The 21020-nt window shown below is 76.6% G+C and carries 20 protein-coding genes; 11 read left to right on the forward strand and 9 right to left on the reverse strand.

Translation table 11 applies throughout. The features are described from left to right. Positions 1–173: 173 nt before the first annotated feature. On the forward strand, positions 174–1121 hold the full coding sequence (locus ACRYM0_RS03765) for a glucosyl-3-phosphoglycerate synthase (RefSeq protein ID WP_432502287.1): 948 nt from the start codon (positions 174–176) through the stop codon (positions 1119–1121). A gap of 370 nt (positions 1122–1491) precedes the next feature. On the opposite strand, the gene ACRYM0_RS03770 is transcribed toward ACRYM0_RS03765, so the two are convergent. Both ACRYM0_RS03770 and ACRYM0_RS03775 read right to left on the reverse strand, forming a co-directional pair. Further along, on the reverse strand, positions 1492–1815 hold the full coding sequence (locus tag ACRYM0_RS03770; protein ID WP_432502289.1) for a rhodanese-like domain-containing protein: 324 nt from the start codon (positions 1813–1815) through the stop codon (positions 1492–1494). A gap of 17 nt (positions 1816–1832) precedes the next feature. Further along, complete coding sequence (locus tag ACRYM0_RS03775) at positions 1833–3908, reverse strand: HelD family protein (protein WP_432502291.1); 2076 nt, start codon at positions 3906–3908, stop codon at positions 1833–1835. A 396-nt stretch (positions 3909–4304) separates the two neighbouring features. Between ACRYM0_RS03775 and ACRYM0_RS03780 the strand changes: the two genes are divergently transcribed. Genes ACRYM0_RS03780 through ACRYM0_RS03790 form a run of 3 tightly spaced genes read left to right on the forward strand, consistent with a single transcriptional unit; the run spans position 4305 to position 5790 of the window. Then, entirely contained in the window at positions 4305–4712 is a 408-nt protein-coding gene (locus ACRYM0_RS03780; protein WP_432502293.1) for an SSI family serine proteinase inhibitor, read from the forward strand. Positions 4713–4758: 46 nt separating this feature from the next. Further along, a complete protein-coding gene (locus ACRYM0_RS03785; protein ID WP_432502294.1) occupies positions 4759–5070 on the forward strand; it encodes a thioredoxin family protein in 312 nt (103 codons plus the stop codon). Positions 5071–5079: 9 nt separating this feature from the next. Next, entirely contained in the window at positions 5080–5790 is a 711-nt protein-coding gene (locus ACRYM0_RS03790; RefSeq protein WP_432502296.1) for an HAD family hydrolase, read from the forward strand. A gap of 12 nt (positions 5791–5802) precedes the next feature. On the opposite strand, the gene ACRYM0_RS03795 is transcribed toward ACRYM0_RS03790, so the two are convergent. The 3 genes from ACRYM0_RS03795 to ACRYM0_RS03805 all read right to left on the reverse strand — a co-directional run bounded on the left by ACRYM0_RS03795 (position 5803) and on the right by ACRYM0_RS03805 (position 9013). Continuing rightward, positions 5803–6144, reverse strand: a complete 342-nt coding sequence (locus tag ACRYM0_RS03795) for a hypothetical protein (RefSeq protein WP_432502297.1) — start codon at positions 6142–6144, stop codon at positions 5803–5805. A 111-nt stretch (positions 6145–6255) separates the two neighbouring features. Continuing rightward, positions 6256–7938: a DUF885 domain-containing protein gene (locus tag ACRYM0_RS03800; protein WP_432502299.1), complete on the reverse strand. Its 1683-nt coding sequence runs from the start codon at positions 7936–7938 to the stop codon at positions 6256–6258. A 46-nt stretch (positions 7939–7984) separates the two neighbouring features. Further along, positions 7985–9013 carry an iron-siderophore ABC transporter substrate-binding protein gene (locus ACRYM0_RS03805; RefSeq protein ID WP_432502301.1) on the reverse strand — a complete coding sequence of 343 codons (1029 nt, stop codon included), beginning with the start codon at positions 9011–9013 and terminating at the stop codon, positions 7985–7987. 108 nt (positions 9014–9121) lie between these two features. Between ACRYM0_RS03805 and ACRYM0_RS03810 the strand changes: the two genes are divergently transcribed. Then, positions 9122–9982 carry a biotin--[acetyl-CoA-carboxylase] ligase gene (locus ACRYM0_RS03810; protein WP_432502302.1) on the forward strand — a complete coding sequence of 287 codons (861 nt, stop codon included), beginning with the start codon at positions 9122–9124 and terminating at the stop codon, positions 9980–9982. On the opposite strand, the gene ACRYM0_RS03815 is transcribed toward ACRYM0_RS03810, so the two are convergent. Continuing rightward, entirely contained in the window at positions 9923–10537 is a 615-nt protein-coding gene (locus tag ACRYM0_RS03815) for a GtrA family protein (protein WP_432502304.1), read from the reverse strand. The two genes, ACRYM0_RS03810 and ACRYM0_RS03815, sit on opposite strands and share 60 nt — an antisense overlap. A gap of 511 nt (positions 10538–11048) precedes the next feature. On the opposite strand from ACRYM0_RS03815, the gene ACRYM0_RS03820 reads away from it, so the two are divergent. From ACRYM0_RS03820 to ACRYM0_RS03840, 5 genes are all read left to right on the forward strand, one after another. Then, the gene (locus ACRYM0_RS03820) at positions 11049–12215 is read left to right on the forward strand and encodes a 5-(carboxyamino)imidazole ribonucleotide synthase (RefSeq protein WP_432502367.1); all 1167 of its coding nucleotides are present in this window, start codon (positions 11049–11051) and stop codon (positions 12213–12215) included. A 35-nt stretch (positions 12216–12250) separates the two neighbouring features. Beyond that, positions 12251–12745, forward strand: a complete 495-nt coding sequence (purE, locus tag ACRYM0_RS03825; protein ID WP_432502369.1) for a 5-(carboxyamino)imidazole ribonucleotide mutase — start codon at positions 12251–12253, stop codon at positions 12743–12745. 4 nt (positions 12746–12749) lie between these two features. Next, a complete protein-coding gene (locus tag ACRYM0_RS03830; RefSeq protein ID WP_432502306.1) occupies positions 12750–14069 on the forward strand; it encodes an alpha/beta fold hydrolase in 1320 nt (439 codons plus the stop codon). A 143-nt stretch (positions 14070–14212) separates the two neighbouring features. Next, positions 14213–15973: a S8 family serine peptidase gene (locus ACRYM0_RS03835; protein WP_432502308.1), complete on the forward strand. Its 1761-nt coding sequence runs from the start codon at positions 14213–14215 to the stop codon at positions 15971–15973. A 144-nt stretch (positions 15974–16117) separates the two neighbouring features. After that, entirely contained in the window at positions 16118–16432 is a 315-nt protein-coding gene (locus ACRYM0_RS03840) for a hypothetical protein (protein ID WP_432502310.1), read from the forward strand. A gap of 33 nt (positions 16433–16465) precedes the next feature. Here ACRYM0_RS03840 and ACRYM0_RS03845 read toward each other — a convergent pair whose 3' ends face one another. Further along, entirely contained in the window at positions 16466–17788 is a 1323-nt protein-coding gene (locus ACRYM0_RS03845) for an LCP family protein (protein ID WP_432502311.1), read from the reverse strand. 163 nt (positions 17789–17951) lie between these two features. Further along, the gene (locus ACRYM0_RS03850) at positions 17952–19280 is read right to left on the reverse strand and encodes a UDP-glucose dehydrogenase family protein (RefSeq protein ID WP_432502314.1); all 1329 of its coding nucleotides are present in this window, start codon (positions 19278–19280) and stop codon (positions 17952–17954) included. A 210-nt stretch (positions 19281–19490) separates the two neighbouring features. Between ACRYM0_RS03850 and ACRYM0_RS03855 the strand changes: the two genes are divergently transcribed. Next, a complete protein-coding gene (locus ACRYM0_RS03855; protein ID WP_432502315.1) occupies positions 19491–20573 on the forward strand; it encodes a cell wall-binding repeat-containing protein in 1083 nt (360 codons plus the stop codon). A gap of 39 nt (positions 20574–20612) precedes the next feature. On the opposite strand, the gene ACRYM0_RS03860 is transcribed toward ACRYM0_RS03855, so the two are convergent. Next, positions 20613–21011 carry a DUF2304 domain-containing protein gene (locus ACRYM0_RS03860; RefSeq protein WP_432502317.1) on the reverse strand — a complete coding sequence of 133 codons (399 nt, stop codon included), beginning with the start codon at positions 21009–21011 and terminating at the stop codon, positions 20613–20615. Between the last annotated feature and the right edge of the window lie 9 nt (positions 21012–21020).

The following is a 21020-nucleotide window of genomic DNA, read 5'->3' on the forward strand; positions in this document are numbered from 1 at the left end:
CCAAACCTGAGCCGACCGGACCACCCCCTCAAGAGTGCTCCCGACCACCCGTCCGGCCCAGCAGCGACCCGCCGGGGTCGGCGTGTGACACCCGTGTGAACTCCTGCTCCCACGTCTGCCGCTGCGCCGGTCCGCGTGCGACGGTGGGCTGGACCCCGATCAGGAGGTGCTGCGTGAAGCTGCCCGTGCAGACGTGGTTCGACCGGTCGACGTCCCGCGCCCGGGACTGGCCGGTGCAGCGCCTGCAGGCCGACAAGGGGCGCACCCGCGTCAGCGTGGTGCTCCCGGCGCTGGACGAGGAGCCGACCGTGGGCGGCGTGGTGCGGATGGTGCGGCGCCTGGCCGAGGACACCGGCCTGGTGGACGAGGTCGTCGTCATGGACTCCGGCTCCACCGACCGCACCGCCGAGGTCGCGCGGGCCGCGGGCGCGGTCGTGCACCACCGCGACGACGTCCTGCCCGAGCTGGGCTCGCGGCCCGGCAAGGGCGAGGTCCTGTGGAAGTCGCTGACGGTGACCACCGGGGACGTCGTCGTCTTCGTCGACGCCGACCTGCTGGACCCGCAGCCGCACCTGGTCACCGGCCTGCTCGGGCCGCTGCTGGCCGACCCGTCGGTGGAACTGGTCAAGGGCTGCTACGACCGCCCGCTGCCGGGGGCGGGCCACGCCTCCGGCGGGCGCGTCACCGAACTGGTGGCCCGGCCCCTCATCAGCAGGTGGTTCCCCGAGCTCTCGGGCGTCGTGCAGCCCCTCGCCGGGGAGTACGCCGGCCGGCGCCGGCTGCTGGAGGCCGTCCCGTTCTGCGGCGGCTACGGCGTGGAGATCGCGCTGCTCATCGACACCCTGCGCCTGCGCGGGCTCAGCGCCATCGCCCAGGTCGACCTGGGGCGCCGCCGGCACGGCAACCAGGACACCGCCGCGCTGGGGCGGATGGCCGCGCAGATCAGCCACGTCGTCCACGAGCGGGCCCTCGGCGCCACGGGCGACGTCGCGACCCTCACCCAGTTCTCGCGCGACGAGTACGGGCACTACGCGCCGGTGACGCACCTGCTGGACGTGGCCGAGCGCCCCCCGATGAGCACCGTCGACGGGTACGCCCACCGGGTCGCGAAGGTGTCCTGAGCCGCTCGCGACTGCGCGGTCGGGGCCGGCTGAGGACGTGGGTGGGCTGGGTCGGGTGGGCCGTCGGCGGGTGCTGCGGCCGGCTCTCCGCCCGCTGCCGGGTGCACCGCCTCGCCCGGAGTGGGCCGGGCGGGCTCCGGACGCCGGCCTCCGCACCCCCCGCCGACCCCTCAGCTCCTCACCCCTGCCGACCCCTGCCGACCCCTCCCCACCCTTCCCGCCGTCGGCGGCCCGGGGGCTGCACCGGGTGCGGGCACCGGGAGCCGGACCCGTCGCGCGCCGTCAGGGCGAACCGGTGCACCCGGCAGCGGGCGGAGAGCCCGAGGACCGGGACGCCCCACCGCCCGGGCGAGACCCCCAGCGCGCGACGTCAGCGCACGAAGGGCTCGTCCCCCGTCTCGGAGACCATGGGCCGCCCGGCGTCCGCCCACGCCCCCATGCCGCCCTCGACGTTGACGACGTCGTAGCCGTTCTGCGCCAGCCACTGCGCCACCCGCAGGGAGCGCCCGCCGGCGCGGCACACGACGTGCAGCTCACCCTCGGGCAGCTCGGCCAGGCGCTGCGGGACCTCGCTCATGGGGATGTGCAGGGCGCCGTCGGCGTGGCCGGCGACCCACTCGTCGTCCTCGCGGACGTCGAGGAGCGTGGCGTCGGCGGGGACGGCGGCGGCGGTGACGGAGGGGACCTCGGACATGCCGGCGAGCCTACGGCTCAGCGCAGCCGCTCGGGCAGGGGCAGGGCGTGCACGACGGTGAGCGCGGACACGGCGCGGGTCAGCGCCACGTACAGCCGGCGCAGGCCGGTGCGCTCGTCGGGCTCGCCGGCGACGACGTCGGCGGGTTCGAGGACGACGACCCGGTCGAACTCCAGGCCCTTGACGAGGGTGGCGGGCACGAGGGAGACCCGCTCGGGGAGGTCGTCGCCGGTGGCGGTCTCGTCGAGGCGGGTGGCGGGCACGCCGGCGGCGGCGAGGGCGGCCGCGGCGGCGCCGGTGGTGGCGTCGGCGACGACGAGGCCGATGGAGCCCTCCTCGCCCAGCAGGTCCGCGACGACGGCGACGGCCGCGGCGAGCGCGTCGCCGCCGACGGGCAGGACGTCGAGGCGGCCGGGGTCGGGGCGCACCGAGCGCGGCACGCTCAGCTCGGGGGCGATGGCCGGCAGCAGCCGGGCGGCGTAGTCGATGACGGCGGAGGGGACGCGGAAGCCGCGGTCGAGGACCTCGACGTGGCCGTCGGGCTTGCCCAGGTGCGCCAGCACCTCGGGCCACGAGCGCGCCGACCACGGGGTGGTGCCCTGGGCGATGTCGCCGAGGACGGTGGCGGCACCGGTGGAGCAGCGCCGCCCGACGGCGCGCAGCTGCATGGGTGAGAGGTCCTGCGCCTCGTCGAGGACGACGTGGGCGCGCGAGGGGGTGCGGGTGAGCTGGTCGGCGATCTCGTCGATCAGGACGGCGTCGGCGGCGGTCCACCTGGCGGTGCCGGCGCTGCGCGGGGCCTTCTCCCACAGCAGCAGGTCCCGTTCGGCGTCGTCGAGGACGCCGCCGGAGCAGGCGGTGAGGAACTCCGCGTCGGACAGCAGCCGGTGCAGCACCTTCGCGGCGTCCTGCGCGGGCAGCAGCCGGTTCACGGCGCGCTTGACGTCGGCGCTGCGGGCGACGGCGTCCTGCACGGCGTCGTCGGGGGAGTCGCCGGCGGCCTCGAACAGCTGCAGGACGGCGTGGGCGAGGCGCTGCGGCAGCAGGGCGCGTGCGGCTTCGTAGCGGACGCCCCGCGAGGCCAGCTCGTCGAGCAGCTCGCGCACCCGGTACCCGGGGACCCGCCAGCGGCGCGAGCCGCGCGGCAGGACGAACGCGCCACCGTCGAGGACCTGCGCCGGGTCGCCCACGGCGGACCAGACGGCGCGGCGGACGACCTCGGCCATGCGGGCGTCGCCCTTGAGGGCGGCCACCGCGGCGGGTTCGGCGGCGCGCACGGCCACGTCCTTCCGGCCGGCGCCGGGGGCGGTGACGAGGCCGGCGACGGTGCGCTGCTCGACCCGCACCTCCCCCAGGGCGGGCAGGACCGCGCCGATGTGCTGCAGGAACGCGGCGTTGGGGCCGACGACGAGGACGCCCTGGCGGGTGAGGCGCTCGCGGTGCGCGTACAGCAGCCACGCCGCGCGGTGCAGGCCCACGGCGGTCTTGCCGGTGCCCGGGGCGCCCTGCACGCACACGGTGGTGGCCGCGTCGGCGCGCACGAGGGCGTCCTGCTCGGGCTGGATGGTGGCGACGATGTCGCGCATCGGACCGGAGCGGGGGCGTTCGATCTCGCGGGCGAGGATCGCGGAGGCGCGCTCGTCCTCGCCGGGCGCCGGGTCGGTGAGGTGCTCGTCCTCGTGGGCGGTGAGGCGGCCGTGCTCGACGCCGAAGCGGCGGCGCAGCCGCACGTCGCCACGCTCGGCGCGGCTGGCGCGGTAGAACCCGCGGGAGACGTCGGCGCGCCAGTCCACGACGACGGGGTCGCCGGCGGAGTCGGTGACGTGGCGGCGGCCGATGTGCAGGACCTCGCCGGAGTCGTGGTCGGTGCGGCCGAAGAACAGGGCGGTGGACGGGTCGTCGACGAGGCCGGCGGCGCGGCGGTCCAGGACGCGGGCGAGGGCGGCGTCGGCGATCGGGTCGCCGCCGTCGGCGGTCAGGGACAGCGTGTGCTCGCGCATGCGGGCCAGTTCGGCGCGGGCGCGGTCGAGGTGGCGCTGCTCGGCGGCGAGCACGCCGGTGGTTCCGGGGGTTTCCCGGGCGGGGGCGGGCACGGTTCCTCCTGGGTTCCGGGGGCCCGGAGATCCTGGCAGAAACCGTTGCAGGACAACAACGTTGCGATCACGGAGCGGTTCGCGGGAGGATTCTCAGGGGACGAGCCGAGGAGCCCGCAGCAGCTAAACGCCCCACGGTACCCGCGCGGGGCGGCCGCGTCAGCCCCCAGGACGGGGGTCCCCCACGGCCTCGCCGAGCGCCCCGGCGCCCGGCACGGGAACCGCGGCGGGCGCCACCGCGTCCCACCACGAGCGGTGACCGGGCAGCGGTCGCCGGGGCGGGAGGGGACGATGGTCGGCACGGTGCGGCGACGCGCGCGGGGTGCAGTGGCCCTGACCGCCCTGGTGCTCGCGGGCGGCGCGGGGTGCGGTCAGCAGCAGTCGGGAGGACCAGCGGTGAGCAGCACGTCCAGCACGGCCGGCGGCGCGGTGACGCCCGCACCGTCCGAGCCGTCGTCCCTGACGGTGACGGTCGACGACGGTGCGGGGAGCACGAGCACCTGGACCCTCACCTGCGCGGCGGACGGCACCGCCGGCGGGACCCACCCGGACCCGGCGGCCGCCTGCGCGGCGCTCGCCGCCGCGCAGGAGCCGTTCGCCCCCGTGCCGCCGGACACCGCCTGCACGCAGGTCTACGGCGGCCCGCAGCGCGCCACGGTGACCGGCACGTGGGACGGCCGGGAGGTCTCCGCGCAGTTCGACCGCACCGACGGCTGCCAGGTCGCGCGCTGGAACGCGGTCGCGGCACTGCTGAGCCCCGGCGCGCAGCCGACGGAGCCGGCCCCGCTCGACGCGCCGTCCTGACCCGCCGCGCCGGAAGCGCGCGGGGGTGCGGCGGTGTTCCCCCGGCGTGGACGTCGAACTGTTCAGCTCCGCGTTCTGCGGTCCCTGCCGCAGCGCACGCGCCGTGCTCACCGAAGCCGTCCGGCTGGTGCCGCGCGCCCGGCTGACGGAGGTCGACGTCGTCGAGGACCCCGCGCGCGGCGAGGCGGCGGGGGTCACCAGCACGCCCACGGTGCTCGTGCGCGCGGACGACGGGACGGAGGTGTTCCGCTCCACCGGCACCCCGACGCTGGCGCAGGCGCTCGCGGCCCTGGCCCGCGCCGCCCCGCCACCCGGGGACGGGGCCGGGACCGGGACCGGAGCCGGAGAGGCGCCGTAGGCTCGCCGCGTGGCGCTGGCGGCTGTGGTGTTCGACCTGGACGGCACGCTCCTCGACCACCCGGCGGCGACGCTGGCCGGACTGCGCGGGTGGGTGGGTTCCCTCGGCCTGGAGTGCACCGCGGAGGTGGAGGCGGCGTGGGCGGCCGCCGAGGAGCGGCACTTCCGGGCCTGGCGCGAGGGCGAGATCGGGTTCGCCGAGCAGCGCCGCCGCCGGCTGCGCGACGTGCTGCCGCTGCTGGGCCTGTCCGCCGGTGACGACGCCGCGCTCGACGCGCTGTTCACCGAGGGGTTCCTGCGCGCCTACGAACGCGCCTGGGTGGCCTACGACGACGTCGGCGACGCGCTGGAGGCGGTGCGGGCGGCCGGGTTGCGCACCGCGGTCCTCACCAACGGCCCGCGCGAGCAGCAGAACGCGAAGATCGACGCGATGGGCCTGACCGGCCGGCTCGGCCCGGTGCTGACCGCGGAGGAGCTGGGGGTGGCGAAACCCCGCCCGGCCGCGTTCCTCGCGGTGTGCGAGCGCCTGGGCGTCATCCCCGGGCAGGTCCTGTACGTGGGGGACGAGCACGCCGTGGACGTGCTGGGCGCGCGGGCCGCGGGCCTGCGCGCGGTGCACCTGGACCGCACCGGGACCGGCCCCGCCGGGGAGGACGCGCGCATCGGCACGCTGCTCGAACTGGCGGCCCACCTGGCGGCCGACCCGGCACGCCCCGCCTGAGCGGGCGGGCGCTCAGGCGGCGCGGTGGGTGCGCCCGCGGCGGGCGCGGTGCTCGTCCAGGTGCACGACCTCGGCGTGCGCGGCGCGCTCGGCGCGTTCGGCCCGCACCGCCAGCCGGCTCGCCTCGCCGTACCCGGCGCCGCGCGGGGCGACCAGCAGCCGCCCGTCCCGGCGGCCCTCCTCGGCGGCCCGGCCGGCCAGCGCGGTAGCCAGCAGGACCCCGGCACCCGCCGGCGCCCCCAGGACCACCAGCACCCCCGTCAGCACGTCCACGACGACCCCTCCCCCGGGTTCCCCGGTGCGGACCACCCGCCCGGTGCCTCCAGGGTGCGCCGCGCCGACGGTGAGGGGCATCGGCCCCGGGTGTGGATCCCCTGCTCATCCCCCGGGTGGACACCCCCACCCACCCCCTGCGGTGATCGAGGAAGTTGCAACTTCCTCGATCACCGCGGGAGGGGGAGGGGGTCAGGGGGTGAGCAGGGCGTCGCGCAGGACGTCCAGCCCGACCGAGCCCAGGTCCAGGGCGCGGCGGTGGAACGCCACCAGGTCGAAGGCGGCGCCCTCGCGGCGCTGCACCTCCGCGCGCACCGACCACCACAGCCGCTCCCCGACCTTGTAGCTCGGCGCCTGCCCCGGCCAGCCCAGGTAGCGGTCCAGCTCGAAGCGCAGCACGTCCTCGTGGTTGCCCGAGCAGCTGGTCAGGTACGCCCACGCCTTCCCGTACGTCCACGCGCCGCCACCGACCTCGGCGGGCGCGCCGAACCCGCAGTGCACGCCGACGTCGATGACGACGCGGGCGGCGCGCAGCAGCTGCGCGTCGAGCATCCCCAGCACCTCGCCGGGCCCGTGCAGGAACCCCAGGTCGGCGGCGAGGCGCTCGGCGTACAGCGCCCAGCCCTCGCCGTGGCCGGAGACCCAGCAGCCCTGCCGGCGCCAGCGGTTGAGGACCTCCGCGCGCACCGCGGCCTGCCCGACCTGCAGGTGGTGGCCGGGCACCCCCTCGTGGTGCACGGTGGTCGCCTCGCGCCAGGTGGAGAACGTCGTCTGCCCCGGCGGCACCGCCCACCACATGCGCCCGGGGCGGGAGAAGTCCTCGCTGGGCCCGGTGTAGTAGATGCCGCCGCCCGTGGTGGGGGCGATGCGGCACTCCAGGCGGCGCACCTGCTCGGGGATGTCGAAGTGGCTGCCCGCCAGGGCCCGCACCGTCTCGTCGGAGCGCTGCTGCATCCAGTCGCGGAACGCCGGCGCGCCGGTGACGACGGTGGCCGGGTCGGCGTCCAGGGCGGCCGCGGCGGCCGCCACGTCCGGCGAGCCGGTGATCTCCCGGGCCGTGCGGGCCATCTCCTCGCGCAGCCGCGCGACCTCGTCCAGGCCCCACGCGTACGTCTCGGCGAGGTCGACGGCGGCGCCGAGGAAGTGCCGCGAGAACAGCCGGTAGCGGTCCGCGCCGCAGGCGTCGGCGGTCGGCGCCAGCGGCAGCAGTTCGGTGCGCAGGAACGCGGCCAGCCCCTCGTACGCCTGCGCCGCGGCGGCCGCACCGCCGGCCACGTCCGCGGCGAGCGTGCCGTCCAGGGGTGTGCCGTCCACGGCCGCCGAGGCGGCGAAGGCGGCGAAGAAGCCGTCGCCGGCGGCGTACGAGGCGGCCTCGGCCGCGCACGCCTCCACCTGCCGGGCGGCGGCGACCCGCCCGCGGGCCGCGGCGGCGCGCAGGCTCTCGACGTAGCCGTCGACCGCCGCCGGGACCGAGGCCAGCCGCCGCGCCGCGTCGGCCCAGTCGCCCTCGCTCGCGGTCGGCACCAGGTCGAAGACCATCCGCAGGTCCTGCACCGGCGAGGCGATGACGTTCAGCTCACCGAGGTCCTCGCCGGCCCCGTGCAGCTCCAGCTCCACCCCGAGGCGTTCGCGCAGCGCGGCGGCGGTGACGCGGTCCACGTCGTCGGTGACCGGGGCGGCGTCGACGGCGGCGAGGGTGGCGCGTGCCAGGTCCGCCAGCTCGGCCAGGCCCGCGGGGGAGCGGTCGCCCAGGCCGGGCGCCGGGTCGGGTGCGCCCACGGACAGCGCCAGGGCCGGCTGCAGCCGCAGCAGGGCGGAGAAGTGCTCCTCGGCGATCGCGTCGAGGGCGGTGGGCCGGCGCGGTGCGGTGCTCACCGCGCCGACCCTAGCGCCGGGGCGCCGTGCGGGCGGGCCCGCGCGATCAGGCCTGCGCGGCGTCCGCGGCGGCGGCCAGCTCCGGCACGAGCCGATCCATCTGCCAGGGCAGGTTCAGCAGCGTGGTGGAGGTGGCGGCGATGAGGTTCTCGTCGGTCAGCCACACCACGGCGCCGTTCGCGACGGCGGGCATCGTGGCGTACACGGGGTCGGCGGTCAGCTCCTCGAGGCTGATCTCGCCGTAGCCGACGAGGACGTCGCAGTCCAGGTCGCGCACCCGCTCCTTGGCGACCTCGACGTAGAACGCCTCGGAGGACTCGGCCAGCGCGGTGACGCCGGGGGCGTCGACGAGGCCCAGGCCGTGCAGGGTGTCCACGCGCGAGTCGCCCGGCAGGTACACGGACAGGCCCGCGGCCGTGGCGTACACGTAGGCGAAGGACTTGCCCTCCAGCTGCGGGTTCGCGGCGGCGCGGTCGGCCAGGTCGGCCTCGGCCTCGGCGACGAGCCGCTCGGCCTCCTCCGCCTTCCCGACGGCCCGCCCGATCAGGGTGGCCTGGTCCTGCCAGCTGGTCTGCCACGGCTGCTCGGGGTAGGCGACCGTCGGGGCGATCTGCGTGAGGGTGGTCCAGTCCTGCTCGGTCAGGCCGGAGTTCACCGCGAGCACCAGGTCGGGGGTCAGTTCGGCGATCTTCTCGAAGGGCACCTCCCCGGTCTCGCTCGCGCCGATGCTCGTGGTGACCGAGGGGTCGTAGTACCCCTCCCACCAGGGGTAGGCGCCGGACTCGTCCCCGCCGTAGGTGGTCTCGGGCATGCCCACCGGCTGCAGCCCCAGCGCCCACACCACGTCCTGCGAGCCCCAGCCCCAGGTGGCGATGCGCTCGGGGGCGGCCTCGACGGTGGTGGTGCCCAGGGCGTGCTCGACCTCGACCGGGAAGGCGTCCCCGGTGGTCGTGCCGGCGGCGCCCGTGGTGTCGGGGGCGGTGCTGGAGGCCTCGGAGCCGCAGGCGGCGGTGGCGGCCAGGGCCGCCAGCGGGGCGGTCAGCAGCAGGGATCGGCGGGACGGGGACAGCGGCACGGGAGAGCTCCTCGCGGGTCGGCGTGATAAGGGTAGGCGAACCTCACCACACGAGGGCCCGGAAGCGGAAACCGGGTCGCTGCGCCCACCCCCGCTACGGTGGGCGGCGTGGATGCCGCGGGCGCCGCTGGACCCTGGAGCGACCTGGAGCGACCCCCGCTGCGGGTGCCGGCGCTGCGCCGCGCCCTCGTCGGCCCGGGCGGGTGGGCGGCGCTGGACGTGGTGGCGCGCACGGGTTCCACCAACGCCGACCTCCTCGAGCGCGGCGCCCGCGACGACGCCCCCGACGGCACCGTGCTCGTGGCCGAGCACCAGGACGCCGGCCGCGGGCGCCTGGGCCGCACCTGGTCCTCGCCACCCCGCGCGGGGCTGGCGGTGTCGGTGCTGGTGCGCCCGGCCGCCGACCCGGAGGCGTGGTCGTGGCTGCCGCTGCTGACCGGCCTCGCCGTGGTGGACGCCGTGAGCGCCCTCGGGGTGGACGCGGGCCTGAAGTGGCCCAACGACGTGCTCGTGCGCGGGCCGGGGCGGCCGGGGAAGGTGTGCGGGGTGCTGGCCGAGGTGCGCGGCGGCGCCGTCGTGCTCGGCGCCGGGCTCAACGTGACGCAGCGCGCCGGCGAGCTGCCGCAGCCGGCCGCCGGGCCGCCCGGCGCGCCGCCCGCGCTGCCGCCGACGTCCCTCGTGCTGGCCGGGGCGCGCAGCACCGACCGCGACACCGTGCTGCGCCGCTACCTGCGGGCGCTGCGCGCCCGGCTGGACGAGTGGGCCGCCGACCCCGCGGCCACCGCGGCCGCCTACCGCGCCGCCTGCCTCACCCTCGGTGCGCCCGTGCGCGCCCACCTGCCCGGCGACGAGGTGCTCACGGGCACGGCCGAGGACGTCGACGGCACCGGCCGGCTCCTGGTGCGCAGCTCAGACGGGGCCCGGGCGAGCCTGGCCGCGGCCGACGTCGTCCACCTGCGCGGGGTGTGAGGTCCCCGGGGGCCGCAGCGCCTCCCCGGGCCGGGGGGCCTGCCAGCCCTCGTCGCGCAGCTCGTCCACGAACACGAAGCGGCGGTAGGCCCACCAGCGGAACAGCGTCCCCAGCCCCACCCCGACGACCTTGGCGGAGATGTTCGACGCCAGCGGGCCGCGCAGCCCGAGCACGTAGTACGTGAACGCCAGGCAGGCCGCGCTGATGAGCAGCCCCGCACCGTTCATCAGCGCGAACATCAGCAGCTCGCGGGGGGCCGAGGCGCGCCGGCGGTGCCGGAACGTCCAGTAGCGGTTGCCCAGCCAGGCCACCACGACGCTGATGGCGATGGCGATGCCGTTCGCGGTCAGCGGCTTGTGGTGCAGCACGCCCACGCCGCCCGGGCCGGCGAAGCTCAGCAGGTTGAAGACGCCGAAGTCGGTGACGAAGGCGACCGCCCCCACCACGCCGAACTTCGCGGCCTCCCGCGCCAGCACCTCGTAGGTGTCGCGCAACCGCGCGATCAGCCCCGGGCGGGGGGTGCCGGGGGGCGGGTCAGCCGTCTGGGAAGCCACGGGGGGCGGTGCTCCGTTCATCGCGCCCCGCCGCGCGCGGGGCTCGTCCGTCTGGAGCCCGCAGTCTGACGGATCCACCTGGGAGCACCCCGCACGCGGTGGTCAGCGGTCGGCGCGGCTGCGGCCCTTCGACGGGTCGAGGTGGTCCTCCATCTTCACGGCACCGAGGATGCCGACGACGACGAGCGCCACGCAGGCGATGACGGTGAGCACTGCAGGTTCCCCCTCCGTGGGACGCTCCGCGGGTCCACGGAACGGACCCCAGGATTCACCACCCGTCCGGTACGGGCATCCCGGAACCAGGGTGGACCCAGGGGCCGTCACGGACGGTGTTCAGCGCCTCGACACGCCGTGCAGTCCGGCTCGCCGACACGCCGGGCACGGGGGTCGCCGCCCGTCGCCTACCCTCCCTGCTGTGACGAGCGCCCCCTCCGACGCCGCCCCTCCCGCCCCCTCCGCGAGCGCCCGCCCCGATCCCGCGCCGTACCCGCGACCCGGCGGCTTCCCCGTCGTGGGCGTCGTCGGCGGCGGCCAGCTCGCCCGCATGATGCAGCCGGCCGCGGTGGCCCTGGGCCTGCGCCTGCGGGTGCTCGCCGAGGGCCCCGACGTCAGCGCCGCCCAGGTGATCACCCCCGCCCCGGTCGGTGCGGCCGGCGACCTGGACGCGCTGCGCGCCTTCGCCGCGGAGTGCGACGCCGTCACCTTCGACCACGAGCACGTGCCCGCCGAGGGGCTGCGCGCGATGGCGCAGCTGACCAGCGTGCAGCCGGGGGCCGACGCCCTCCTGCACGCCCAGGACAAGATCGTCATGCGGGAGCGGCTCACCGAGCTGGGGGTCCCGTGCCCGCGCTGGGCCCGCGTGGGCGGCCGCGCCGACGTCGAGGCGTTCGCGGCCGGGGCCGGCTGGCCGGTGGTGCTGAAGACGCCGCGCGGCGGCTACGACGGCAAGGGCGTCCTCGTGCTCGACGGCCCCGACGACGCCGGCTGGGCCACCGCCGACGCCTGGTTCGCCGACTGGGCCGGGCGCGGGCCGCTGCTGGCCGAGGAGCACGTGCCGTTCGTGCGGGAGCTCGCCGCCCTCGTCGCCCGCAGCCCCTCCGGGCAGGCCGCGGCCTGGCCCGTCGTGGAGACCGTGCAGCGCGGCGGGGTGTGCCACGAGGTCACCGCCCCCGCCCCGGACCTGGACCCGGACCTGGCCGCCTCCCTGACCGACGTGGCGCTGCGCGTCGCCGGCGGCCTGGGCGTCACCGGCGTGCTGGCCGTGGAGGTGTTCGAGGTCGAGCGGGACGGCCGGCGCGAGGTGCTCGTCAACGAGCTCGCGATGCGCCCGCACAACTCCGGGCACTGGAGCATCGACGGCTCCGTCACCAGCCAGTTCGAGCAGCACCTGCGCGCCGTGCTGGACCTGCCGCTGGGCGACACGTCCACCCGCGCGCCCTGGACGGTCATGGTCAACGTCCTCGGCCCGGCGAGCATCGAGGAGCGGCACGCCGACCTGTACCGCTCCTACCTGCACGTCATGGCGCACGACCCGGGTGCCAAGGTGCACCTGTACGGCAAGGAGCAGCGGCCCGGCCGCAAGCTCGGCCACGTCACCGTCTACGGCGACGACCTGGAAACCGTCCGCGCGCGCGCCCGGCACGCAGCGGCCTTCATCGCGGGGGAGATCGACGAGTGAACGCACGCGCGCAGGCGGTCGAGGTCGGCCTGGTCATGGGCTCGGACTCCGACTGGCCCGTCATGGAGGACGCGGCGAAGGCGCTGGAGGAGTTCGGCGTCGGCTACGAGGCCGACGTCGTCTCCGCGCACCGCATGCCGCACGACATGGTCGCCTGGGGCGCCTCGGCCGCGCAGCGCGGGCTGCGGGTCGTCATCGCGGGGGCCGGTGGCGCCGCGCACCTGCCGGGGATGCTCGCCAGCGTCACCCCGCTGCCCGTGATCGGCGTGCCGGTGCCGCTGCGGCACCTGGACGGGATGGACTCGCTGCTGTCCATCGTGCAGATGCCCTCCGGGGTGCCGGTCGCCACCGTCTCCATCGGCGGGGCCCGCAACGCCGGGCTGCTGGCCGTGCGGATCCTCGCCGCCACCGACGAGGGCCTGCGCGAGCGGGTCGTGGAGTTCCAGGAGTCGCTGCGGCAGACCGCCGTGGACAAGGGGGAGAAGCTGCGGGCGCGGGCCCGGCGCACCGGCACGGGTTTCGGCGCCTGACGCCGTGGTCCCCGCCCCGGCGACCGGCCTCGCCACCGAGTCCCACCGCGTCGACGGCCACGACGTGCACGAGCACGTCCTCACCGTCCCGCTCGACCGCACCGGCCGCGCGCCGGGGGCGGTCGAGGTGTTCGCCCGCGAGTACGTGCGCGACGGGCGCGAGCGCGCCCCGCGGCTGGTGTTCTTCCAGGGCGGCCCGGGCAACCCTGCGCCGCGCCCGGACGTGGTGGGCGGCTGGCTGGACCGGGCGCTGGAGGAGTTCCGCGTGGTCCTGCTGGACCAGCGCGGCACCGGTCGCTCCACGCCCCTGGACGCGCAGTCCCTGGGGGAGGTCGGCGACGCCGCCGCGCAGGCGGAGCACCTGGTGCACTTCCGCGCCGACGCGATCGTGGCCGACGCCGAGGCGCTGCGCCGCGCGCTGCAGGACGGCGAGCCCTGGTGGGCCCTGGGGCAGAGCTACGGCGGTTTCGTCATCACCTGCTACCTGTCGCAGGCGCCGGAGGGCCTCGCCGGGGCGCTCGTCACCGCCGGGCTGCCTGGGCTGCGCTGCAGCGCCGACGAGGTGTACCGCGCCACGTACGCGCAGACCGCGGTGCGCAACGAGGAGTTCTTCGCGCGCTACCCGCGCGACGAGGCGGTCGCCCGCGCCGTCGCGCAGCACCTGGACGGGACCGAGGAGTTCCTGCCGACGGGGGAGGGGCTGAGTTCCGCCCGGTTCCGCACCCTGGGGATCGCGCTGGGTCAGCAGTCCGGTTTCGACGCGCTGCACTTCGTGCTGGAGGACCCCTTCACCACCGTGCGCGGCGAGCGCCGCCTGCGCCAGCGGTTCCTCCTGGAGGCCGGTCGCCGGCTCTCGTTCGCGGCGCACCCGCTGTACGCGGTGCTGCACGAGTCGATCTACGCGCAGGGGCCGGCCACCGGCGGGGCCACGGCCTGGTCGGCGCACCGGGTGCGCGAGGAGTTCGCCGGGTTCTCCCTCGACGCGCCCGCCGGGGCGCCGTTCCGCTTCACCGGCGAGCACGTGTACCCGTGGCAGTTCGAGCAGGACCCGGCGCTGGTGCCGCTGCGCGGTGCGGCGGACCTGCTCGCCGAGCGCGCCGACCTGCCGCCGCTGTACGACCCGGACGTGCTGGCCCGCAACACCGTGCCGCTGGCGGCGGCGGTGTACGTCGACGACATGTTCGTGCCGTACGCCCTCAGCGCCCGCACCGCGCGCGAGGTGCGCGGTGCCCGCACGTTCGTCACCAACGCCTACCAGCACGACGGGTTGCGGATGGACGGTCGCCGGCTCCTGGACGGGCTGCTGGAACTCGTCCGCCGCTGAGGGGGACGGTCACGGGGAGGTCGCGATCGGCGATCTGCCCAGCGTGCCCCCTTGTCTGTGGGCAGTATGAGCACCACACTCAGCCACGTTGTTGCGCCGGACGGGTGAACCCGCTCGCCCGGTCCCCCCAGGCAGGAGGCCTCGTGCGCAAGATCGTCCTCTCCTCCGCGGTGAGCGTGGCACTCGTCGCGGCGACCCTGGCCGCCACGCAGACCGCGTCCTCGGCCGACCCCACCAGCACCGGTACCGGGGCGGTCGAGCGCGCCTCGCGCGCCGTGACCACCACCGGCGAGTACGTGGTCCTCTACGAGACCGGCACCGCCGACGACGCCGCGCGCGCCGCCATCGAGGCCGCCGGAGGCACCGTCCTGTCCAGCAACCCCGAGGTCGGCTACGCGCTCGTGCGCGCCGAGGCCGGCGACTTCGCCGAGAAGGCCGCCGCCGCCGCCGGTCTCGTCGGCGCCGCCGTGAACCGCGAGATCGGCCGCGCCCCGGACGACGTCGCCGACGACGCCGACGCGATCGAGCGCCTGACCGCCGCCGAGCGCGCCGCCGCCGAGGCCACCGCACAGCTGAAGTCGCTGCAGCGCAAGGAGCCCGACGCGGAACCCCTCGCGCCGCTGCAGTGGGACATGGACGCCATCGACGCCACCGCCGAGGGTTCCCACGCGGTGCAGCCGGGCAGCCGGAAGGTCACCGTGGGCGTCATCGACACCGGTGTCGACGGTTCCCACCCCGACATCGCCCCGAACTTCGACGCCGAGGCGAGCCGGAACTTCGTCACCGACATCCCCGAGATCGACGGCGAGTGCGAGGTCGAGGGCTGCGTCGACCCCGCCGACGTCGACGGCGACGGTCACGGCACCCACGTCGCCAGCACCATCGCCTCCCCGATCAACGACCTCGGCATCGCCGGTGTCGCGCCGAACGTGACCCTGGTGAACATCCGCGCCGGCCAGGACTCCGGGTACTTCTTCCTGCAGCCCACCCTCGACGCGCTCACCTACGCCGCGAACACCGGCGTCGACGTGGTGAACATGAGCTTCTACGTCGACCCGTGGCTGTACAACTGCCAGGCCAACCCCGCCGACTCCCCCGAGGAGCAGGCCGAGCAGCGCGTCATCGTGCAGTCCGTGCAGCGCGCCATCGACTACGCCCGCAGCAAGGGCGTGCTGCCCGTCGGCGCGGCCGGCAACGAGTCCACCGACCTCGGCGCCCCCGGCGTGGACACCTCCAGCCCGGACTACCCGGTCGACGCCGAGGGCAACCCCGTCGACGCCCGCGAGCGCACCATCGACAACTCCACCTGCCTCAGCGTCCCCGCCGAGAGCAACGGCGTCGTCACCGTGACCTCCACCGGCCCGTCCGGCCGCAAGGCGTACTACTCGAACTACGGCACCGAGCAGGCCGACGTCGCCGCCCCCGGCGGCGACGCCTACGACACCCCGGACAACCGGGTCGACCCGACCGGCCTGATCCTCGCCGCCTACCCGGAGGACCTGGCGATCGCCAACGGCGACGTCGACGAGGAGGGCGAGCCCACCACCCCGTTCGTCGTCCGCCAGCAGACGGAGGACGGCGAGAACGCCTACTACCAGTACCTGCAGGGCACCTCGATGGCCGCGCCGCACGCCGCCGGCGTCGCCGCGCTCATCGTCAGCGAGTACGGCCAGAACGACCCGGCCCACCCGGGCACCCTGACCCTCGACCCGGCGCTGACCGAGGCGCTGCTGCTCGGCACCGCCGAGGACGTGGCCTGCCCGGTGCCGGCGGAGTTCACCTACCGCCGCGTCTCCGCCGCCGGCGAGTCGATCAGCACCGCCACCTGCGCCGGTCCCGCCGACGTGAACGGCTTCTACGGCCAGGGCCTGGTCAACGCCCTGGACGCGGTCACCGCGTTCTGACCGGTCCTCCCCGGACCTCCTGAGCACGAGGGCGCGGGCAGCGGCAGCGAGCCGCCGCCCGCGCCCTCCGTCGTCCCCGGCCGGGCCCACCCGCGCGGTCACCGCCGCCGGGCGCGCCCGGCCGCGCGGTGCCAGGATCGGTGCATGGCCGACGAGCAGACCGACGTCCTCGACCTCGACCGACTCGCGCACGCCGTGCTCGCCATGGACCCCGCCGAGGTGCGCCGGCTCGTGGAGCGGGAGGGCGGCGGCCCGTGGCTGGCCGGGCCGGGCCGGGGGGACGGGCGGGAGCTGGCCGTGTTCCCCGCCGTGGGCGGCCGCGGGGCGACGGTGGCCCGCACCGACGCCGTCGAGCTCGTCAGCCGCGTCCTCGACCACCGCCTCGGGGAGGGGTCCCTCGACGAGCAGCAGCACGACCAGATGCTCACCGAGGCCGTCGTCGGCCTGACGATGCTCTGACCCCCGGTCGAGCCCCCGGGGGGCGCGGCGGGCTCAGGAGGTCGTCAGCGAGCGCAACGCCTCGGTGTCGTCGGCCTCCAGGTCCGCGAACACCTCCAGCGCCCGTTCGGTGTCCCACTTCACCGCCAGGCCGGAGGAGGTGCGCAGGTTCGGGTCCGACACCGGCACCGTCATGGAGATCCCGTCCTCGCCGGTCGCCGAGCGCATCCCCTGCGCGAACGTCAGCAGCGCAGCCGGGGACGCGTCCTCGTCGACGCTGACGGCACCGCCGGCCGCCCCTGCCAGCGGGAACGCCCGGAACGGGTTCAGCAGCGTCGCCGGGGACGCCGCCCGCGCGACGATGGCCGCCAGCAGTTCGCGCTGCCGCTGCGCACGGCCCAGGTCGCCGGCCGGGTCGGAGTAGCGGTAGCGCGCGTAGCCCAGCGCGGTGGCGCCGTCCATCGTCTGGCAGCCGGCCTCGATGTCCAGCCCGGCGCGCACGTCCTGCACCGCGGCCTCCGGGCACATCTCCACACCACCCACGGCGTCCACGACCTCGGCGAACCCGGCGAAGCCCGTCTCCACGTAGTGGTCGACGCGCAGCCCCGAGACCTGCTCCACGGTCTGCACCAGCAGCGGCGCGCCGCCCAGCGAGAACGCCGCGTTGATCTTGCCGGAACCGTGGCCGGGGATCGGGACGTAGGAGTCGCGCGGCACGCTGACCAGGGCCGACGGGCCGGACTCCGGCACGTGCAACAGCATGATCGTGTCGGTGCGCTGCCCCAGGATGTCGTCCCCGCCGGCGGAGTACTCCGCCAGCTCCTCGGCGCTCATGCCGTCGCGGGAGTCGCTGCCGACGATCAGGTAGGTGGTGCCGGGGGTGTCCGCCGGGCGCTCGCCCGCCGGGACGGCCGCCACGTCCTGCACCGCCGACCAGCCGCGCAAGCCCAGGGCCAGCGGGTACGCCGCCGCCACGGCGGCCACCAGCGCCAGGGCCACCACCCGGCGCCGTCGCCGCACCGCGGTGCGCCGCGGCGCGCGCGGTGGCGCACCGGCGGGTGCGGGGGGGCGGGGCTCCATCCGCGGTTGCCCGGGCCGCTCCGGCCGGCCCAGCTCGGCGAGCCGCTGCTCGCGGCCGGGGGTCTGCGCCGCGGCGCGCGCGGGGCGGCGGCGCGCGGGGCGCCCGTAGGTCGTGGCGGTGTAGCCCGCCCTCCCGGCCTGCGGCGCGGGGGCCGCGGCGGCCGTCGGCAGCGCGCGGGTGCCGCCGTCCACGCCGGCGGCGCTGTCCGCACCGGGGGGGCGCACCGCGGTGGGCCGCCCGGGGGCCCGCCCTCGCGAGGGCTGCGCCGGGTCGGGGGTGGGGGGCTGCGCGGGCACCCGACCACAGTAGGGCCCCGGGACGCCGCTCCCGGGGAACCGGACCGCGTCCTCGTCGGGTCCCCCTCAGGCCCTCGCACCGGCACCCGCGGACCCGCGCACTTCCCTCACACCCGCACCGCCACCGCTCCCGCTCGCAGCGGGAGCGGGAGCGGTGCGGGGCTCAGGCGCGGGGGCGGCCCAGGGCGCGGTACGTCCAGCCGGCCGCGCGCCAGCGGGCCGGGTCCAGGGCGTTGCGCCCGTCCAGGATGCGCTTCTCGCGGACCAGGTGGGAGATCGCCGCCGGCTCCAGCTGGCGGTACTCCTTCCACTCCGTCAGCAGCAGCACCACGTGCGCGCCGGTGACGGCCTCCTGGACCGTCTCGGCGTAGGAGATGCTCGGCAGCGACTTGCGGGCGTTGTCCAGCGCCGCGGGGTCGGTCAGGACCACGTCACCGCCCTGCAGCTGGATCTGGGCGGCCACGTTCAGCGCCGGGGAGTCGCGGATGTCGTCGGAGTCGGGCTTGAACGCCGCGCCCAGGACCGCCACGCGCTTGCCGATCAGCGAGCCCTCGCAGACCTCGCGGGCCAGGTCCACCATGCGGATGCGCCGGCGCATGTTGATCGAGTCGACCTCGCGCAGGAACGTCAGGGTCTGGTCGGCGCCCAGCTCCCCGGCGCGGGCCATGAACGCGCGGATGTCCTTGGGCAGGCAGCCGCCGCCGAAGCCCAGACCGGCGTTGAGGAACTTGCGCCCGATGCGGTCGTCGTGGCCGATGGCGTCGGCCAGCTGCGTGATGTCGGCGTTGACCTTCTCGCACAGCTCGGCCATGGCGTTGATGAAGGAGATCTTCGTGGCCAGGAAGGAGTTGGCGGCGACCTTGACCAGCTCGGCGGTCTGGTAGTCCGTCACGATCGTGGGGGTGCCGCGCTTCAGGGGCGTGGCGTAGACCTCGTCCAGCAGCGCCTTGGCGGTCTTGCCGGCCTCGGACTCGGGGCCCTCGGGCACCCCGTACACCAGGCGGTCCGGGTGCAGGGTGTCGTCCACGGCGTGGCCCTCGCGCAGGAACTCCGGGTTCCACGCCAGCGCCGCGCCCGGGGCCTTCTCGGCGACCTTCGCGGCCAGGCGCCCCGCGGTGCCCACCGGCACGGTGGACTTGCCCACCACCAGCTCGCCGGCGCCCACGTGCGGCAGCAGCGCGTCCACGGCGGCGTCCACGTAGCGCATGTCCGCGGCGAACTCGCCCTTCTTCTGCGGGGTGCCCACGCACACGAAGTGCACCGCCGAGCCGGCGGCCTCGGCCACCTCGGTGGTGAAGCGCAGCCGGCCGGTGGCCATGGCGCGCTCCAGCAGCTCGGGCAGTCCCGGCTCGAAGAACGGTGCGCGCGCTTCGCGCAGCGCCTCGATCTTCTCGGTGTCCACGTCCACGCCGACCACCTCGTGGCCCAGCTCGGCCATGCACGCGGCGTGCACGGCGCCGAGGTACCCGCACCCGATCACAGTCATGCGCATGAAGCGCACAGTAGTGCTCCGAGAGCGGAGTGAGAACGAGGTGGGGTTGGCGGGGAGGGTGAGCGGCCCGGCGACGCCCCGGGCCGTGAGGTGGCTCACACGTCGGTGCTTCGTGCCACCCTGTCCCTCAAGGTCGAGCCCGCCCGGTCCGACACCGGTCGGGTCTGCGCGCTCCGCGCGCACCCACGCACACCGCCCCGGAAGGTCCCCATGCGCCTGCGCCCCCGCTCCCTGGCCCTCGCGGCCGCACTCGCCGTCGCCGTCGTCGGCGGCGGTGCCGCGCCCGCCGGGGCGGACCCGGTCGACGTGCAGTTGAAGGCCGCCTCGGTCGCCCGCGTCGCCGGGCCCGACCGCATCGCCACCGCCGTGGCCGCCGCCGGCTCGTTCTCCGGGCAGCGCGCGGACGCCGTGGTCCTGGCCCGGTCCGACTCCTTCGCCGACTCCCTCGCCGCGGCCCCCCTCGCCTCCGACGCCGGCGGCCCGCTCCTGCTGACCCCCAGCGGCGGGCTGGACGCCTCCGTCGCGGCCGCGATCCGCGACGTCCTCGCCCCCGGCGGCACCGTCTACCTGCTGGGCGGCGCCGCCGCGCTGTCGCCCTCGGTGGAGCAGTCCGTCCGCTCCCTCGGGGTCGCGGGCACCGTCACCCGCATCGCCGGCGCGGACCGCTTCGGCACCGCCGTCGAGGTCGCCCGGCGGCTGCCCGAGGCGAGCACCGTCTCCCTCGTGACGGGCTGGAACTTCCCCGACGGCCTGGCCGCCGGGGCCCTCATGGGCGTCGTCGACGACGAGACCGAGCACAGCGTCGGCGTCGTCCTGCTCAGCGACGGCAACTCCCTGGGCGGCGCCACCGCGGGCTACCTCGCGGAGCGGGACTTCGCCACCAAGATCGCCATCGGCGGGCCCGCGGCCGTCGCCGTGTCCAGCCAGAGCGGCTGGGCGCCCATCGCGGGAGCGGACCGCTACGACACCTCCGCCCGCATCGCCCGGCAGTTCACCTCCAGCAGCTTCTTCGAGGACGCCACCACCATCGTCGGCATCGCCACCGGCGAGGGGTGGGCCGACGCCCTGGCCGGCTCCGCGCTCCTCGCCTACGGCGGCGGGCCGCTGCTGCTGACCCGGCCCGACCAGCTGCCCACCGCCAGCGCCGACGTGCTGCGGGACCTGCAGGCCGACGCGCGCGCCACGCTGGACGAGGAGGGCGACCCCCTCGAGGTCGGCACCGCCCTCGTCTTCGGCGGCACGGGCGCCGTCCAGGACGTCGTCCTCGAGCAGGTGCGCTCCGCCCTGGCCTGAACCGGCCACCGGCGAGCCCGCCCCCCGCCCGAGCCCGGCTCAGGCGGGGGGCGGTGTCTGCTCCGGCCCGGGAGCCGGTGCCCGCTCGTGGCGCACCCTCGCCAGCGACGGCGGCTCCGCCTCGTCCAGCGCCAGGCGCCGCGTCAGCTGCGTCAGCCGCTCCTCCATGGAGCGCCGGTGCCGGTACGAGGAGACCAGCACCCCCAGGAAGGCCACCACCAACCCGTACAGCAGCAGGTCGGTGCCGCGGCCCACGCCCAGCGCCTGCGCCACCGCCGTCACGGCCCCCGGCGCCAGGATGCTGGCCACCGCCAGCAGCACCAGGCCCCCCAGCAGCAGCCGGCGCACCGCCTGGTGCCGGGCACCCGCGGTGCTGCGCACTAGGAGCACCCCGACGGCCAGCACGGCGGCGATGAGCAGCAGCTGGATCAGCAGCACGGCGTCCCT

The sequence above is a fragment of the Kineococcus arenarius subsp. arenarius genome (assembly GCF_050871845.1).
Taxonomy (GTDB): domain Bacteria; phylum Actinomycetota; class Actinomycetes; order Actinomycetales; family Kineococcaceae; genus Kineococcus.

What these genes read in the sequence shown, in the direction of transcription:
- ACRYM0_RS03795 (WP_432502297.1), bottom strand. Translation starts at nt 6,144, where the DNA reads ATGCCCCTCACCGTCGGCGCGGCGCACCCTGGAGGCACCGGGCGGGTG.
- purE (WP_432502369.1), top strand. Translation starts at nt 12,251, where the DNA reads ATGGGCTCGGACTCCGACTGGCCCGTCATGGAGGACGCGGCGAAGGCG.
- ACRYM0_RS03840 (WP_432502310.1), top strand. Translation starts at nt 16,118, where the DNA reads ATGGCCGACGAGCAGACCGACGTCCTCGACCTCGACCGACTCGCGCAC.
- ACRYM0_RS03770 (WP_432502289.1), bottom strand. Translation starts at nt 1,815, where the DNA reads ATGTCCGAGGTCCCCTCCGTCACCGCCGCCGCCGTCCCCGCCGACGCC.
- ACRYM0_RS03855 (WP_432502315.1), top strand. Translation starts at nt 19,491, where the DNA reads ATGCGCCTGCGCCCCCGCTCCCTGGCCCTCGCGGCCGCACTCGCCGTC.
- ACRYM0_RS03850 (WP_432502314.1), bottom strand. Translation starts at nt 19,280, where the DNA reads ATGCGCATGACTGTGATCGGGTGCGGGTACCTCGGCGCCGTGCACGCC.